Source organism: Pseudoduganella namucuonensis (assembly GCF_900116645.1).
Taxonomy (GTDB): Bacteria; Pseudomonadota; Gammaproteobacteria; order Burkholderiales; family Burkholderiaceae_D; genus Rugamonas; species Rugamonas namucuonensis.
Map to the genome: position 1 here is coordinate 38,990 of NZ_FPBO01000009.1, position 15,407 is coordinate 54,396.

Consider the following 15,407-nt stretch of genomic DNA (forward strand, 5'->3'; position numbering starts at 1 on the left):
GTCCGCGGCGGTGCCGGTTGGCTGGCGTGATTATGTTGTTGCAAATGATAATCGTTCTCAGTCCTATTTGCAATGCGGCAGTAACCTTCCAGCAATATATAGTGGATATAAATATCGAAATGTAACAATACGCCATCGTTCATTGACTCCGAGAATGATAATCATTATCATCTTCGAGTTCGCCAGCCACCAACCCCGACCACCCTGGAAATCACCAATTGAGCGCCTCCCCCCAAGCCAGCCGCGCCGTCTGGCTCAAGAACCTGCACCAGTGGCACTGGATCAGTTCCGCGCTATGCCTGCTGGGCATGTTTTTGTTCAGCATCACCGGCATCACCCTGAACCACGCCTCGCAGATCGAGGCCAAGCCCAGCGTGGTGCGCCGGCAGGGCACGGCGCCGGCCGCGCTGACCGCCGAGCTGAGGAGGTTCGCCGAGGCGCACGACGGCGACAAGGCGCCGCTGCCGCCGGCGGCCGAGCTGTGGCTGCGCGACACCTGGTCGCTGAAGGCGGGCGGGCGCGCGGCCGAATGGTCGGTGGACGAGGTCTACCTGCCGCTGCCCAAGGCCGGCGGCGACGCCTGGGTGCGCATCGGCCTGGAGGACGGCGCGGCCGAGTTCGAGAACACCGACCGCGGCTGGATCTCGTGGCTGAACGACGTCCACAAGGGCCGCAACACGGGCGCCGCCTGGAACTGGTTCATCGACATCTTCGCCGGCGCCTGCCTGGTGTTCTGCGTCACCGGCCTGCTGATCCTGAAATTCCACGCCGCCAACCGGCCGTTCACCTGGCCCATGGTGGGACTGGGCGTGCTGATCCCGTTTGTCATCGCTTTGCTGTTCATACATTAAAGAAGGCTCCTTATGAAATTACGCTATTCCATCGCGCTCAGCCTGCCGCTCGCCAGCGCCTCCGCCATGGCCGCCGACCTGGCGCTCAAGTTCGAGGTTCCACAACTGAACGTGGCCGAATACCACCGTCCCTACATCGCCGCGTGGCTGGAGAACGCGGACCAGAAGGTGGTGACCAACCTGGCCGTGCTGTACGACGTCAAGAAGAAGGACAACGCCGGCACCAAGTGGCTGAAGGACATGCGCCAGTGGTGGCGCAAGAGCGGGCGCGACCTGGCGATGCCGGTGGACGGCGTCAGCGGCGCGACCAGGGCGCCGGGCGAGCACACGCTGGCCTTCCCGGTGGCGAAAGAGGCGCTGGACAAGTTGCCGGCCGGCCAGTACGTGCTGGTGGTGGAGGCCGCGCGCGAGGCCGGTGGCCGCGAGCTGGTGAAAGTGCCGCTGACCTGGCCGATGAAGCCGGCGCAGACGGCCAGCGCCAAGGGCAAGGAAGAACTGGGCAACGTCACCGTACACTATAAATAAGGCTCGCCATGAACAATCCAAGCAAACCCCTGCTGGCGCTGGCCCTGGCCGGCCTGGCGCTGAACGCCTACGCCCACAAACCGTGGATACTGCCGTCGTCCACCGTGGTGGAGGCCAAGGACGCGTGGGTCACCATCGACGCCGCGATTTCCGAGGGCCTGTTCGAGATCGACCACCAGCCCATCAAGCTGGACGGCTTCTTCGTCAACGGCCCGGACGGCGCCAAGGTGCCGCTGCAAAACGCCACCACCGGCCGCCTGCGCAGCACTTTCGACGTGCAACTGGCCAAGCCGGGCACCTACAAGGTGGCGCTGGTGCAGCAGACCGTGTTCGGCAGCTACAAGCTGAATGGCGAGACCAAGCGTTTCCGCGGCACCGAGGAGTCGCTGGCCAAGGACGTGCCGGCCGGCGCGGAGGACGTCAAGCTGACCCGCAACCACAGCCGCCTGGAAACCTTCGTGTCGGCCAACAAGACCGACGACGCGGTCCTGAAGCCGACCGGCGTGGGCCTGGAGCTGGTGCCGGTGACGCATCCGAACGACTTGCGCGCGGGCGAAAAGGCCACCTGGCGCTTCCTGCTGGACGGCAAGCCGGCCGCCAACCTGGGCTTCAGCCTGATCCCGGGCGGCGTGCGCTATCGCGGCACGCTGGGCGAGATCCGCAAGAACACCGACGCCAAGGGCGAGATCAGTTTCGAGCTGCCGGAGCCGGGCATGTACCTGGTGACCACCATCTGGCCGGCGCCGGCGCCGCAGGTGCAGGGCCAGCCGCCGCAAATGCAGCCGCGCCGCGTGACCTACGCGGCGACGGTGGAAGTGCTGCCGCAGTAAGCGCGGCCGCCGCTTCCGCCATGCGCCGGGTACTCCTGCCTCATCGGCTCTCCGACGACCCGGCGCCCGCCGGCGCCATCCAGGAGCTGCGCGGCGCCTCCATGGGCACCTCCTGGTCGGTGCGGCTGGCCGCCACGCTGGACGCGGCCCGGCTGGAGGAGCTGCGCGCCGGCCTGCAGGCGCAGCTCGACGCGGTGGTGGCCGAGATGAGCCACTGGGACCCGGATTCCCATCTGGGCCGCTTCAACCGCGCGCCCGCCGGCACCTGGCACGCGCTGCCGCCGGCTTTCCACGATGTGCTGGCCTACGCGATGGAGGTGGGCCGCCTGTCCGGTGGCGCCTACGATCCCTGCGCCGGCGCCATCGTCGACGCCTGGGGTTTCGGCCCGCTGGATCGCCACGACCAGCCCGGCTTCACCGCGCCCGACGCGGCGCGCGTGCGCGCCTTGCTGGCGCAACGCGCGGCCTCGAACGTGGTGCTGGACACGGATGGCCGCCGCGCCTTCCAGCCGGGCGGCGCGCGGCTGGACCTGTCCGCCGTGGCCAAGGGCTACGGCGTGGACCGGCTGGCGCACTGGCTGGCGGCGCGGGGCCACCGCCACCACCTGGTGGAGGTGGGCGGCGAGCTGCGCGGCGCCGGCGTCAAACCGGACGGCCAGCCGTGGTGGGTGGGGCTGGAGCGGCCCATCGGGGATACGCTGGCGTCGTCCGCGCCCGGCGAGATCGTGCTGGCGCTGCATGGCCTGGCCGTCGCCACCTCGGGCGACTACCGCCGCTATTTCGAGCACGGCGGCCGGCGCTACTCCCACACCATCGATCCCCGCACCGCCATGCCGATCGCCAACGAGCTGGCCTCCGTCACGGTGGTCCATCCCCACTGCATGGCGGCGGACGCGTGGTCCACCGCGCTGGGCGTGCTTGGGCCGCGGCACGGTCTGGCGCTGGCCGAGCGGCGGGGCCTGGCGGCGCGCTTCCTGGCGCGCGGCGAACACGGCTATACGGAACACCTCAGCGGCGCCATGCGCGCCATGCTGGAGGACGACGACGATCCGAATGAAGAGCAGCAATGATATTGACCAATGATTCCACCCGGCTGTTGTTGACCGCCGCCTGCTTCCTCGGCTACGGCCTGGTGTGCCTGGCGCCCTGGCTGCGGCTGCGCCGCAAGCGGCTGGCGGCCGGGCTGGTCGGCGAGGCCGCCGCGCGCGCGCCGGGCTGGATCGTGGCGCACGCCAGCCAGACCGGCAACGCCGAGGCGCTGGCAGGTCAGACGCTGGAAACCTTGCGCCTGGCCGGCATCCCCGCGCGGCTGTGCGAACTGTCCGAGCTGAGCGGGGCGGACCTGCAGGCGGCCGAGCGCGTGCTGTTCCTGGTCAGCACCTATGGCGAGGGCGACGCGCCGGACGCCGCCGCCACCTTCTGCAGCCGGCTGATGACGCGCGCGCTGCCGCTGCCGAAGCTGCATTACGCGGTGCTGGCGCTGGGCGACAGTTCCTACGGCCAGTATTGCGGCTTCGGCCGCGCGCTGGACGGGTGGCTGCGGGAGCAGGGCGCCAGCAGCCTGTTCGAGCGCATCGAGGTGGACCGCGGCGCCGAGCCGGCCATCGCCGCGTGGCGCCAGCAGCTGAGCCACCTGGCCGGCACCAGCGACGCGCCGGACTGGAGCGCGCCCGACTTCGGCGCCTGGCGCCTGGCGGAGCGGCGCCAGCTCAACCCGGGCAGCCCCGGCGCCCCCATCTTCCACCTGGAACTGGAACCGGAGGAGGGCGCCTTGCCGGACTGGCAATCGGGCGACCTGGCCCAGGTGGCCGCGCCGGGCGACCCGTCGCGGCCGCGCGAATACTCGGTGGCCTCGATCCCGGCGGACGGCCGCGTGGCCCTGCTGGTGCGGCTGCACCTGCGCGCCGACGGCGGCGCCGGGCTGGCGTCCGGCTGGCTGTGCCGCGAGGCGGCCGTCGGCGCCACGGTGCGGCTGCGGCTGCGGCAGCACCGGCGCTTCCGGCTGGAGGCCAACGCCGGCCGGCCGCTGATCCTGATCGGCAACGGCAGCGGCATCGCCGGCCTGCGCGGCCACCTGCGCGCGCGGGCGCTGGCGGGCCAGGGGCGCAACTGGCTGCTGTTCGGCGAGCGCAACGCCGCGCACGACTATCATTACGCGGCCGAGTGGGACGCGCTGCGCGGCGGCGGCATGCTGGCCGGGCTGGACCTGGCATGGTCGCGCGACGGCGGCGCGGCGCGCTACGTGCAGGACCTGCTGCCGCCCCGCGCCGACGCGCTGCGGGCCTGGCTGGACGATGGCGCGGCCATTTACGTGTGCGGCAGCCTGGACGGCATGGCGGCGGGCGTGGACCGGGCGCTGGAGGGCATCCTGGGCCGCGCCTATCTGGACCGGCTTATCGCCGAAAACCGCTACCGGCGCGACGTTTATTGAGCCGGTTTATGATCCACATCAAACGATGTGGTAAAACCGCCACAGATAAGAACGGTTCTGCTGTGGTTTTTCGATACAAAATTCAATTTGATACGGTTTTTTCGAAATAATATACATTTATCGCATTTTTATGCCATTCTTGTAACTGAATTGCTGAAAAACATCCCCCTTCTTTCACAAAGCTGTCACATAATCCTTGCTCGATGAGCAATGGCTGTTAATTTTTCGCACTCGCGTTCCCGCATGCATTCACCTTGCTCATGTGTTTTGTAACCCCACATTACAGGGAGTAATGAATGATTTTGCAAGAGAAGATCGGCACGCGATCCGTGCGTCTGGCCCTCGCGGTTCTGACCGGTACGGCGATGTTCGCGGGCCACGCGGCCGCGCAAGAACAAGCAATCCAAAAGGTTGAGATCACCGGCTCCGCCATCAAGCGCATCAACGTCGAGGGCGCCCTGCCGGTGCAGCGCCTGTCGCAAGAAGCGATCGCCAAGTCCGGCGCCACCACCGTGGCCGACCTGATCCAGGCGCTGCCCGCGATGCAAGGCTTCACCATCGAGGCGATCGCCGCCGGCACCAACTCGGGCGGCCGCGTTTCCGCCAACATCCACGACATCGGCGAAAGCTACACCCTGGTGCTGCTGAACGGCCGCCGCATCGCGCCGCAAGGCTCGGGCGCCACGATCAATCTGAACGCCATCCCGATGAGCGCGATTGAGCGCGTCGAGATCCTGACCGACGGCGCCTCGGCCCTGTACGGTTCGGACGCCATCGCCGGCGTGATCAACTTCATCCTGAAGAAAAACCTGCAAGGCGGCTCCGTCGACGCGACCTACAGCCAGCCCGGCGAAAGCGGCGCCGGCCAGAAGCACAATGTCAACCTGACCTACGGCTTCGGCAATCTGGAAGAGGACCGCTTCAACATCCTGGCCAGCTTCCGTCACGACGAGCAGAAGCAGCTGAAGGCGACCGACCGCGAATTCGCCAAGACCGCCTATGTTCCGTTCACGCGCAACGGCACCAAGTATGTGTACGACCGCACCAGCACCGCCGCCGTGCCGGCCAACGTGTCCGTCGCCTTCAACGGCGGCCTGGCCCCGGTCGGCTTCAGCCCGTACCTGAAGCAGAACGGCACCTGCCCGACCCTGAACTTCATCAGCCTGGCCAACACGGCGACCACGCAGAACTGCGCGTTCGACTTCGTGTCGACCATCGAGATCGTGCCGGAAAGCAAGCGCGACAGCTTCTTCTCCAAGGGCACCTTCAAGGCGACCAACGACATCAACCTGTTCGCCGAAGTCGCGTTCTCGCGCCTGGACCTGACCGCGCGCATCGCGCCGAACACCGCGCCGTTCACCATCACCAAGGGCAGCGACCAGTACAACAAGTACGTCAAGCCCTACCTGACCACCGCGCAGGACGCCGCCATCCGCACCGTGTCGGGCAACTACCGCACCTACGACTGGGGCACCCGCGACAGCCAGACCATCACCGATTCGTCCAACCTGGTGCTGGGCGCCGAGGGCGATATCGGCGCGTGGAGTTTCGGCACCGGCCTGACCTGGTCGCGCAACGAGATCGAAGAGCGCTACACCGGCGGCTACGCCAAGAACGCCGAGTTCCGCGACATGCTGGCCAAGAACCAGTTCGATCCGTTCGCGCCGATCGGCGCCCAGTCGGACGCGACCAAGGCCCTGATCGCCAACTCGATCTTCAAGGGTTCGATCCGCGAGGCGTCGACCACGCTGAAGAGCATCGACGCGCGCGGTTCGCGCGAGCTGTTCAGCCTGCCGGGCGGCAAGGCGCAGATCGCGCTGGGCGGCGACTACCGCAACTACCACTACGTGCAGACGCCGAGCGCCGAGTCGCTGGGCATCTACAACTTCAACCAGTCGCCCGCCTACGACCTGGAGCGCGACAACTATGGCGCGTTCGCCGAGTTCATGGCCCCCGTCGTCAAGGGCCTGGAGCTGACCGCCGCCGGCCGTTACGACACCTTCGAGGCCGTCAAGAACGCGCTGGCGAACCGCGAAATGGGCAAGAAGGAATCGTCGTCGACCTACAAGGTGTCGGCGCGCTGGCAGCCGACCCAGTCGATGCTGTTCCGCGCCTCCTACGGCACGGGCTTCAAGGCGCCGTCGATGCTGGACATCGGCCAGCCGCTGGTCAACGCCGGCTTCACCGCCAGCTCGTGGAACTGCCCGGCCAACCTGGAACGCGAAAACTCGAACTTCTGCCGTATCGGCAAGACCCAGTACAACGTGATCTCGGGCGGCAACGAAAACCTGGCGCCGGAAAAATCGAAGCAGTACTCGCTGGGTTTCCGCATCGAGCCGACCCCGTCGTTCTCGATCCAGGCCGACCTGTGGAACCTGAAACTGCGTGACGCCGTGTCGAGCGTGAGCGAAGCCCAGATCTTCGCCGATCCGGTCAAGTTCCGCGACCTGTTCACGACCTACACCGAACCTTCGACCGGCAACACCTACTGGGCGAAGAAGACGCTGTCGGTCAACATCGGCCAGACCCACAAGCAGGGTATCGACTGGGAAACCACCTATCGCCACCGCTTCAGCTTCGGCAACCTGACGTCGACCCTGAACGGCACCTACATGCTCAAGTCGGACTACACCCGTCCGGGCACCAGCAACGACTGGACCACGAACATGAACATCTTCGGCATCACCGACGAAGTCACGTTCCGCCACATCGTGCGCCTGGCCACCACGCTGGACACCGGCGCCTTCAGCAACACGCTGACCGCGCAGTACCGCAACGGCTACACCGACGCGGAGGCGACCAGCCGCAACACCGCCACCGGCCTGAACGAGACCTTCCGCCTGGAAGTGCCTTCGTACCTGACGTTCGACTGGCAGGGTAAGTGGCAGGTGACCAAGGCCGCCCAGCTGCGCGCCGGCGTGAAGAACATCGCCGACCGCAACCCGCCGTTCTCGCTGCGCGCCTCGTCCGGCCACCAGGTTGGTTTCGACCCGCGTTACGCCGATCCGATGGGCCGCACCTTCTACATGACCGGTTCGTACAACTTCTAATCGAAGTTCGGCCGAGTTTCCGGCATGAACAAAAACCCCGCGGGCGCGAGCCGGCGGGGTTTTTTACTTTGCGGACCGTGGTCAGGCCAGGTCGGCCTGCTCCAGGCCGCGCGCCAGGCTGGAGATGCTGGGGTTGTCGATGAAGACGCAGCGCTTGCCGGTGCGCTTGCAGTAGTCCTTCACGCGCCAGTAGGCGCTGTGGCTGATGCAGCCGGTCTGGCAGATCACCAGGTCGGCGGCGGCCAGGCTGGCCTCGAGCTTGTTGGCGTTGTCCTCCAGGCCGCCGTCGTGGTGGCTGAACTGGGCGCCCACCCGTTCCAGCAGCGCGCGGTAGGTGGCCACGTTGCCGCTGCGTCCGCCCACGCACAGCACGCTGCGGTCGGCCAGGCGCACGGGCATGCGCACCACCTGCCCGGTGACGGGGCGGCGCGGCGCGGCCTCGCCGCCGTGGCCGGCCTGGTCGCCGCCGGCCGGCAGGGCTGAAGGCTGCGCGGCACCGGGCCCCGTGTCGGCCGGGGCGCCCGGAGCGCCCGGATTGCACGAGGCGGCGGCGGCCGCCAGTTGCCGTGAGCGCGCCAGTTCCTGCCGCAAGTCCTGCACCTGCAGCCGCAGCGTCCGTTCGCGCTCGTCCATTTGTTGCAGGCGTTGCGCCAGCCGGTCGCGCGTTTCCAGGCCGGGGATGGCGGCGCGCAATTGCTCCAGGTCCTGGCGCAGGGAGTCGATCATGCTGTCGCGGCCGACGACTTGGGCGCGCAGTTGCATCAGCTGGCTGGCGTGGCCGTCCTGCTCGGCGTTGCGCTCCAGCTGCATGGCGGCGCCGCGCTGCTGCAGCCGCGCCAGCTCGCGCGCCATGCGCGCGTTGTCCTCCAGCACGGCCTGGTGGCGCGTCAGGTCGGCGCGCACGCAGGCGCCGGCCTGGTGCTGGATCATGTGCAGGTCGCGGCACATCCGCTCCTCCAGCTCCGGCGTGCAGCGCGGGTGCGTGAGGCCGGCCCAGAACGCGCCGGCCACGTCGCCGTTGGCGACCGCCGCGCGCCACTGCTCGGCCACCTGCGCGGCGTCCCTGGCCGCGCGGAAGCGCAGCAGCACCGGCGCGTAGCGCCGCTCCAGTTCCTTCTGCAGCGCCTCCGACAGGCGGTTGCGGGCGCCGCATTCGGTGACCACGCCCACGTGCACCTCGTAGTCGTCGGCGACGACGGTGCCGCCGGTGACTTTGCCCACCAGCTTGCGCAGCGCGGCCAGCGGCATGCACACGCCGACCAGCGGGCAATGGCAGGCGTGCGCCAGCTCCCATAGGCGTCGCCGGCGCGAGGTGTGGGCCGTCCCCTGCGCGGATGGCGCGGCGGTCCGCGTGGCGGGCGCGCGGCGCATGGCCGCCGCGACGGCGGCGGCGGCCGCGCCGCCCGCGCCGCTGGTGTCGGCCGCGATGGCCGGATGTTTATCGCACATGCTCAATCACCCCAGGCCGGCTGCTGCGGGGCGCGCCCGCGGCTCATCAGGCGGCTGAGGAAGCCGTCCCTTTCCGGTTCAGGCATGGCGCGTTCGACCACGACGGCCCACTGTTCGGACAGTTGGGAGCAGGTGGCGCTCAGCACCGGCGCCAGGTCGGGCAGGCTGGCCAGCGCCTTCAGGTGGCGCTCGATGACGGACGCCAGCTTGACGCAGGCGCCGTTCTCGCCGGTGCTGGCGGTGTAGTGCGACATCAAGTGCAGCACGGCCGACAGCATCAGCTCTGGGCGCTGCCCGCCCTGTTCGGTGGTCAGGAAGATAGGATCGGTACGGTCGGTGATGGCCATCGGGCACTCCTCGGAAGGTGTGGGTGGCTGGCGACCGCGGCGCGGCTGGCTGGCTGGGGGAAGGGGCGCGCGGGGCGCCGGAAGCACGGTTCGCCGGCTCAGGCGGTCAGTATCAGTTTGCCGAGCTGGGTGATGCGCAGGCGGTAGATCTTGTTGCCGTGTTCGATTTCCACCTCGCGCTGGTCCTGCATCAGGCCGGCGCTGGTCAGGCGGCGGACGGCGGGGGCGGGCGTGGCGGCGGCGCGCGACGGCGCCGCGGGCATGCCGGCGATGGCGGGGTTTTTTTCAGTGTGCATCTATGCGCTCCGTTTAATGATAATGATTCTCATTTGTATTATTGAGCATCGCTATCAGAAAAGCAAGGGAAATCTGCGCATAAAAAAGGCCCGCGCGGGGCGGGCCAACTGGGTGCTGCTTTGGGAGGTACTCTGTGCCGCGTCAGACGGCGGCCAGCAGGGGCGGCGCCGTGTGCGGCGCCGGGGCCGCCGCCGCGGTTTCGGCGGCCTCCGCGGCGCGGGCGCGGGCGGCGGCGCCGTTCTGGCGGCCGCGGGCGCGCGAAGGCGGCAGGCGGCGCAAATTCTTCAGCGCGTCCGGGTCCTTGATGCCGATGGTGCGCTGGTCCACGCTGATCAGGCCGACCTCGTTGAAGGCCGACAGCGTGCGGCTCACCGTTTCCAGCGTCAGGCCCAGGTAGCTGCCGATCTCGTGGCGCGTCATGCGCAGGTTGAACAGCTTGCTCGAGTAGCCCATTTGCGCGAAGCGGTCGGCCAGCGACACCAGGAAGCGGGCCACGCGCGCCTCGGCGCTGAGCGCGCCCAGCATGCCGATCATCGCCTGCTCGCGCACCAGTTCACGGCTCATCACGCCGTACATCATGTTCTCCAGCTCGACGTGGGTGCGGCCCAGCGAGGCCAGCTTGCGGAAGGGCAGCAGGATCAGGTCGCAATCGGACAGGGCCACCGCCTCGGACGCGTAGTGGCGGGTGTGGATGCCGTCCACGCCCATCATGTCGCCCTTCATCGGGAAGCTCAGCACCTGCTCGTTGCCGAACTCGTCGATCAGCACCGTCTTGAGGAAACCGGAGTTGACCACGTACAGCATGTCGAAGGGCTGGCCGATGGTGTGGATGCGCTGGCCGGTCTTGAACTGCACGTGCTGGAACAGCAGTTCATCGGTCTGCGCGATGTTGAACGAAGGGATGTGCAGCAGGTCGCAAACCTCCTTCAGGTTCGACCAAAGCCGGCCTTGGCGCTGGCGTCCTGCTTCATGGCCGGTCGGCTGGGCGGCCGCCATGCCGGGGCGAAAGTCTGCTATGTGAGTGGACTGCATGCTGTTCTCCTGTTGGCTGTTCCATCGGGGGACCGATCGGTTAAACGCCGTAATGACTGTTCGGCAACTTCTTGGTATGGTTTCAGTATGCCAACTAGGGGTAGGCGTGAATATCAGCAGGCGCTGAATATGACCGTAGGAGCCGGCGCACTCTTGTAGGAATATTCCTACCGGGAGGGCGCCGAACGCGGGAGGGACGGGAAGGAGGGCGGACGCCGCGGCGCGGCGCGGCGGAGGGTCAGGCCTTGAAGGGGGCCAACAGGCGGTGGGCCACCGCGTATTGAACCATTTCGGACAGCGAATGCATGCCCATTTTCTGCATGATGCGGGTTTTATGGGTGCTGACGGTCTTGACGCTCAGGTGCAGGCTGTTGGCGATGTCGGTGATGGACTTGCCGCCCACCAGCAGGGAGAACACCTCGAATTCGCGGTCCGACAGCTGCTTGTGCAGCAGGGCCTCGTTCGGCATCATGATGTTCAGGGCCAGCTGCTCGGCCACCTCGGTGCTGATGTAGGGGCGGCCGGCGGCCACGCGGCGGATCGCGCCCACCAGCTGGGTGCCCGCGCTTTCCTTGGTCAGGTAGCCCTGCGCGCCGGCGCGGATGGCGCGCACCGCGTACTGTTCCTCCTCGTGCATGGTGAGGATCAGGATGGCCAGCTTGGGCGCCTCGCTCTTGATCTGCCGTATCAGTTCGACGCCGCTGCGGCCCGGCATGGACAGGTCCAGCAGCAGCAGGTCGAAATCGCCCTGCCGGACCCGGTTCAATACTTCGAAGCCGTCGATGGCTTCCCCTACGATGTCGATGTCTGGCGCGCCGTCGAGGATGCGTTTCAACCCCTCGCGCATGATGGTGTGGTCGTCAGCGATGACTATTCTGATCATATATCGTGTTGCTTTAAGTGTGGCGGCGGCCGTCGGGCCGCCGGAGGGTCAATCGGGCAGGGGCTCTTTCAGCAAGCGGTGCACCAGCACCGGCAGCTTCGAATGCGACAGCACCTTGTTCGTGACGCTGCCCAGCAGCAGCTGGCCCCAGCCGCTGCGGCCGTGCGAGCCCATGAAGATCAGGTCGCAGCCATGCTGCCCGGCGACGTCGACGATCTTCTGCGCCGTGCTTTCGGCGAACGCGGTCATGCCGGAGCAGGGCACGCCCTTGCGCTCGCACGACTCCAGGATGGGACGCACGTGGTCGGCGCCGGCGCGCTGCATGGCGGCGCGGTATTCCTCCTCGCTGGGATAGCTCGGCGGGATGATTTCCACGTAGATCGGATACTGGTATTCCGGCGCCACGAACAGGGCCAGCACCTCGGCGCCCATCTGCTGCGCGAACTTCACGCCGGCGCAGGCGGTCATATTCGATACGGCGGAACCGTCGGTAGTAATCAGGATTTTCCGGTACATACCCCGCTCCTTTGCTGGCGTAGATACTTCATTGTAGCCTCGGATTGGAACATGGTTGCGAAGTTAATACTTGATATCCATCAATAACTTGCTTGCCTGGGCATAAAAAATGCTGTGTCAGGGACATTTTTTTGCACGGAAGCATCGGAAATTGTCGCGACGGGGCGTGCCTTCCCGGGCGTAGCGATGTTAGTATCTCCAAATACAACAGTAAACTTGGTTTTGCCCCCGCCACGGGGGAAGGCAAGCGGCTTTCAGGTGGCGGTGATTGAACAAGGGACCGGCCCCCTGCTAAACTCGCGGAAGCGGTTTGATATTGCCGGGCGTCATCAAATGCATGAGCTTGGGCGAACAGCAAGTCGAAGCAGCAATTTTACAAATTATGGAGAAGCAGGAATGACCAACGCCGCTGATGATTTCGATGCACTATTTGATGAAGTATCCGCGCAACGCGCTACAGATCCTGCACCGGTCCCGGCCCCTGCTCCGGCCGCACCAGCGGCTTCAGCCGAAGATGACTTAGAAAGCTTGTTCGACCAGGTCTCCGCCGCGTCGGCGGGGCCGGCGCATGCGCCGGCCGCTGCCGCGCCGGTCGCCGCGCCCGCCGCCGCCGCGCCCGCAGCCCCCCCGGCCGAGCCCGCCGACGGCGGCGACGGTTCCGGCAACCCCATGTTCGAACGCCTGGGCGGCATCGTGCGCCTGCTGCACGATTCGCTGCGCGAACTGGGCTACGACAAGGCGCTGACCGAGGCCTCGGCCCAGATCGGCGACGCCCAGGACCGCCTCGAATACGTCGCCTCGCTGACCGAGCAGGCCGCCAACAAGGTGCTCAACACGCTGGACGACGGCATGCCGGCGCAGGACGTGCTGTCGAAGAAATCCAAGGAAATGGAGGACCGCTGGGCCGCGCTGTTCGCCGGCAAGCTCAGCATCGACCAGTTCAAGGTGCTGGCCGGCGACTCGCGCGCCTTCGCCGCCGCCGTCTCCGAGGCGACCGAGGCGGAAAAGGCCCGCCTGCTGGAAATCATGATGGCGCAGGACTTCCAGGACATCACCGGCCAGCTGATCAAGAAGGTGGTGGTCATCACCAAAACCGTCGAGGCCGAACTGGCGCAGCTGCTGCGCGACAACGCGCCGACCGAGGTGCGCGAGAAGATCGCGCAAAAAGAGGTGTCGCTGATGTCCGGCCCATCCGCACCGGCGGTGGCGCTGAACCAGGACAGTGTCGATGACCTTCTTGCCGATCTGGGATTCTAATGGACGATATGCTCAAGGAGTTCGTCGTCGAGGCGATGGACTTGGCGGTCAACGTTGAAGAAAACCTGCTGCGCCTCGAACGCGATCCGGAAAACAAGGAAACGCTGAACGCGGTGTTCCGCGCCTTCCACACCATCAAGGGCGGCGCCGGCTTCATGAGCCTGGGCGCGCTGGTCTCGGCCTGCCACTTGACGGAAAACCTGTTCGACGCGCTGCGCACCGGCGCCGCGCCGGTGACGCCGATCGCGATCGAGGCGGCGCTGCAGGCGTCCGGCTTCGTGGCCGACCAGCTCACCGAACTGAACAACGGCGGCACGCCGGAGGACCTGCCGGCCATGCCTGCCGACCTCGAGGCGATCCTGAAGGACGCCATCGAGGGCAAGGACAAGGCCCCGGCCAAGCCGGCCGCGCCCGCGCCGACCGCCGCCCCCACCGCCGCGCCCGCGCCGGTCGCGGCCGCCCCGGCCCCGGCGGCGGCCCCGTCCGCCGATGGGCTGGACTGGGAAGGCATGTACATCTCCGTGGTGCCCGAAGGCACGTACACCCGCGGCGCGGCGCCCGTCGCCGCGCCGGTCGCCGCCCCGGTGGTGGCCGCCGCCGCGCCGGCCCCGGCCGAGGCGACAGCCGAGGCGGCCCCGGCCGCCGCGCCCGCCGCGCCGCGCGCCCGTCCGGAACGCGAGGAAAAGCCGCACGCCGCGCCGGCCAAGGAGGAATCGATCCGCATCGACGCCGTCAAGCTGGACGCGCTGCTGGAAGTGGCGGGCGAGTCGGTGCAGGCCGCCAACCAGGCCGCCGTGCTGCTGGAACGGCTGCAGCAGTTCAAGTTCGAGGGCCAGGCCGCGTCGCTGATGTCGGCCCTGACCGAGACGCTGGAACGCGCCTCGCGCTACTCGAGCGAACTGCAGCGCGCCACCTTGGCGACCCGCATGCAGCCGGTCGGCCGCCTGTTCCAGAAGTTCCCGCGCCTGGTGCGCGAGCTGGCCAAGGACCTGGGCAAGGAGGTCGAACTGACCATCGAGGGCGCCGAGACCGAGGTCGACCGCGTGGTGGTGGACAGCCTGTACGACCCGCTGGTGCACATGCTGCGCAACGCGCTGGACCACGGCGTCGAATCGCCGGACGTGCGCGTGGCCGCCGGCAAGCCGGCCAAGGCCTACATCTCGCTGAAGGCGTGGCAGGAGGCCAACAGCGTCATGATCGTGCTGCAGGACGACGGCAAGGGCATGGACCCGGTCGGCCTGCGCAAAAAAGCGGCCGAGAAGGGCTTGATCAGCCCGTCTGCTAACATGACGGACGACGAATCGTACCAGCTGGTGTTCCTGCCGGGCTTTTCGACCAAGGAGGTCGCCTCCAGCGTGTCCGGCCGCGGCGTCGGCATGGACGTGGTGAAGACCGCCGTCGAGAAGAACCGCGGCGCCATCCACATCGAATCGGCGCTGGGCAAGGGCACCAAGTTCGCCATCCGCCTGCCGATCGAGCTGTCGATCGTGCCGACCATGCTGGTCTCGACCTCGGGCGCGCTGCTGGCGCTGCCGATGGCCGTGGTGCAGCGCGTGGTCGAGCTGCCGGAGGAGTTCATGGAGGTGGGCGGCGCGCCGGTGCTGAAGGACCAGGGCCGGCCGCTGCCGGTGCGCACGCTGGCCGGCGCGCTGGGCTACGCGCCGGCGTCCGAACGGGTGGGCATCGTGGTCAACGCGCCGCAACCTTATATACTGGCGGTCGAGGCGGTGGACGGCACGGCCGACCTGGTGATCAAGCCGATGACCGCGATTTCGGTCGAGGGCATCACCGGCACCGCGCGTTCCGCCGAGGGCGAACTGGTGCTGGTGGTGGGCCTATCGTTCCTGATGGACGGCTGCAGGAGTAGTGTACGCATGGCGGCTTGAAGTTCGCGGCCGCGGCAAAAAACACAAAAGCCTGCGAGATCCGCAGGCTTTTT

The 15,407-nt window shown here is 67.5% G+C and carries 14 protein-coding genes; 8 read left to right on the forward strand and 6 right to left on the reverse strand.

What is annotated here, in order from left to right; genetic code table 11:
* Positions 1 to 218 precede the first annotated feature (218 nt).
* From BM436_RS11700 to BM436_RS11725, 6 genes are all read left to right on the forward strand, one after another.
* Entirely contained in the window at positions 219 to 851 is a 633-nt protein-coding gene (locus BM436_RS11700) for a PepSY-associated TM helix domain-containing protein (RefSeq protein ID WP_093555705.1), read from the forward strand.
* A 12-nt stretch (positions 852 to 863) separates the two neighbouring features.
* On the forward strand, positions 864 to 1,376 hold the full coding sequence (locus tag BM436_RS11705) for a DUF2271 domain-containing protein (protein WP_093555706.1): 513 nt from the start codon (positions 864 to 866) through the stop codon (positions 1,374 to 1,376).
* A gap of 8 nt (positions 1,377 to 1,384) precedes the next feature.
* Positions 1,385 to 2,206, forward strand: a complete 822-nt coding sequence (locus BM436_RS11710) for a DUF4198 domain-containing protein (protein ID WP_093555707.1) — start codon at positions 1,385 to 1,387, stop codon at positions 2,204 to 2,206.
* A 20-nt stretch (positions 2,207 to 2,226) separates the two neighbouring features.
* On the forward strand, positions 2,227 to 3,276 hold the full coding sequence (locus BM436_RS11715; RefSeq protein ID WP_093555708.1) for an FAD:protein FMN transferase: 1,050 nt from the start codon (positions 2,227 to 2,229) through the stop codon (positions 3,274 to 3,276).
* The gene (locus BM436_RS11720) at positions 3,273 to 4,637 is read left to right on the forward strand and encodes a sulfite reductase subunit alpha (RefSeq protein WP_093555709.1); all 1,365 of its coding nucleotides are present in this window, start codon (positions 3,273 to 3,275) and stop codon (positions 4,635 to 4,637) included. Before BM436_RS11715 ends, BM436_RS11720 begins: the two co-directional genes overlap by 4 nt.
* A gap of 296 nt (positions 4,638 to 4,933) precedes the next feature.
* Positions 4,934 to 7,687, forward strand: coding sequence for a TonB-dependent receptor (locus BM436_RS11725; protein ID WP_093555710.1), 2,754 nt, complete (start codon positions 4,934 to 4,936; stop codon positions 7,685 to 7,687).
* A gap of 81 nt (positions 7,688 to 7,768) precedes the next feature.
* Here the strand turns inward: BM436_RS11725 and BM436_RS11730 are convergent, their stop codons facing one another.
* From BM436_RS11730 to BM436_RS11755, 6 genes are all read right to left on the reverse strand, one after another.
* A complete protein-coding gene (locus tag BM436_RS11730) occupies positions 7,769 to 9,136 on the reverse strand; it encodes a DUF2325 domain-containing protein (protein ID WP_371859633.1) in 1,368 nt (455 codons plus the stop codon).
* A 2-nt stretch (positions 9,137 to 9,138) separates the two neighbouring features.
* The gene (locus BM436_RS11735) at positions 9,139 to 9,483 is read right to left on the reverse strand and encodes a hypothetical protein (protein WP_093555711.1); all 345 of its coding nucleotides are present in this window, start codon (positions 9,481 to 9,483) and stop codon (positions 9,139 to 9,141) included.
* Positions 9,484 to 9,581: 98 nt separating this feature from the next.
* Positions 9,582 to 9,779 (reverse strand): hemin uptake protein HemP, encoded by a 198-nt coding sequence (hemP, locus tag BM436_RS11740; RefSeq protein WP_143133086.1) that lies wholly within the window; start codon positions 9,777 to 9,779, stop codon positions 9,582 to 9,584.
* A gap of 142 nt (positions 9,780 to 9,921) precedes the next feature.
* Positions 9,922 to 10,776: a Crp/Fnr family transcriptional regulator gene (locus BM436_RS11745; protein ID WP_229490153.1), complete on the reverse strand. Its 855-nt coding sequence runs from the start codon at positions 10,774 to 10,776 to the stop codon at positions 9,922 to 9,924.
* A 274-nt stretch (positions 10,777 to 11,050) separates the two neighbouring features.
* Positions 11,051 to 11,695: a response regulator gene (locus BM436_RS11750; RefSeq protein WP_093555713.1), complete on the reverse strand. Its 645-nt coding sequence runs from the start codon at positions 11,693 to 11,695 to the stop codon at positions 11,051 to 11,053.
* Between the two features lie 48 nt (positions 11,696 to 11,743).
* Positions 11,744 to 12,211: a universal stress protein gene (locus BM436_RS11755; protein WP_093555714.1), complete on the reverse strand. Its 468-nt coding sequence runs from the start codon at positions 12,209 to 12,211 to the stop codon at positions 11,744 to 11,746.
* Between the two features lie 396 nt (positions 12,212 to 12,607).
* Between BM436_RS11755 and BM436_RS11760 the strand changes: the two genes are divergently transcribed.
* Together BM436_RS11760 and BM436_RS11765 are read left to right on the forward strand one after the other, a co-directional pair.
* Positions 12,608 to 13,468, forward strand: a complete 861-nt coding sequence (locus tag BM436_RS11760) for a protein phosphatase CheZ (RefSeq protein WP_093555715.1) — start codon at positions 12,608 to 12,610, stop codon at positions 13,466 to 13,468.
* Positions 13,468 to 15,354 (forward strand): chemotaxis protein CheA, encoded by a 1,887-nt coding sequence (locus tag BM436_RS11765; protein ID WP_093555716.1) that lies wholly within the window; start codon positions 13,468 to 13,470, stop codon positions 15,352 to 15,354. The genes BM436_RS11760 and BM436_RS11765 overlap by 1 nt, the downstream gene beginning before the upstream one ends.
* Positions 15,355 to 15,407: the final 53 nt, after the last annotated feature.

Excerpts from the sequence above, each read along its gene's own strand:
- BM436_RS11725 (WP_093555710.1), top strand. The coding sequence starts at position 4,934 with ATGATTTTGCAAGAGAAGATCGGCACGCGATCCGTGCGTCTGGCCCTC.
- BM436_RS11735 (WP_093555711.1), bottom strand. The coding sequence starts at position 9,483 with ATGGCCATCACCGACCGTACCGATCCTATCTTCCTGACCACCGAACAG.
- BM436_RS11710 (WP_093555707.1), top strand. The coding sequence starts at position 1,385 with ATGAACAATCCAAGCAAACCCCTGCTGGCGCTGGCCCTGGCCGGCCTG.
- BM436_RS11715 (WP_093555708.1), top strand. The coding sequence starts at position 2,227 with ATGCGCCGGGTACTCCTGCCTCATCGGCTCTCCGACGACCCGGCGCCC.
- hemP (WP_143133086.1), bottom strand. The coding sequence starts at position 9,779 with ATGCACACTGAAAAAAACCCCGCCATCGCCGGCATGCCCGCGGCGCCG.
- BM436_RS11750 (WP_093555713.1), bottom strand. The coding sequence starts at position 11,695 with ATGATCAGAATAGTCATCGCTGACGACCACACCATCATGCGCGAGGGG.
- BM436_RS11755 (WP_093555714.1), bottom strand. The coding sequence starts at position 12,211 with ATGTACCGGAAAATCCTGATTACTACCGACGGTTCCGCCGTATCGAAT.
- BM436_RS11730 (WP_371859633.1), bottom strand. The coding sequence starts at position 9,136 with ATGTGCGATAAACATCCGGCCATCGCGGCCGACACCAGCGGCGCGGGC.
- BM436_RS11760 (WP_093555715.1), top strand. The coding sequence starts at position 12,608 with ATGACCAACGCCGCTGATGATTTCGATGCACTATTTGATGAAGTATCC.
- BM436_RS11705 (WP_093555706.1), top strand. The coding sequence starts at position 864 with ATGAAATTACGCTATTCCATCGCGCTCAGCCTGCCGCTCGCCAGCGCC.
- BM436_RS11720 (WP_093555709.1), top strand. The coding sequence starts at position 3,273 with ATGATATTGACCAATGATTCCACCCGGCTGTTGTTGACCGCCGCCTGC.
- BM436_RS11745 (WP_229490153.1), bottom strand. The coding sequence starts at position 10,776 with ATGGCGGCCGCCCAGCCGACCGGCCATGAAGCAGGACGCCAGCGCCAA.
- BM436_RS11765 (WP_093555716.1), top strand. The coding sequence starts at position 13,468 with ATGGACGATATGCTCAAGGAGTTCGTCGTCGAGGCGATGGACTTGGCG.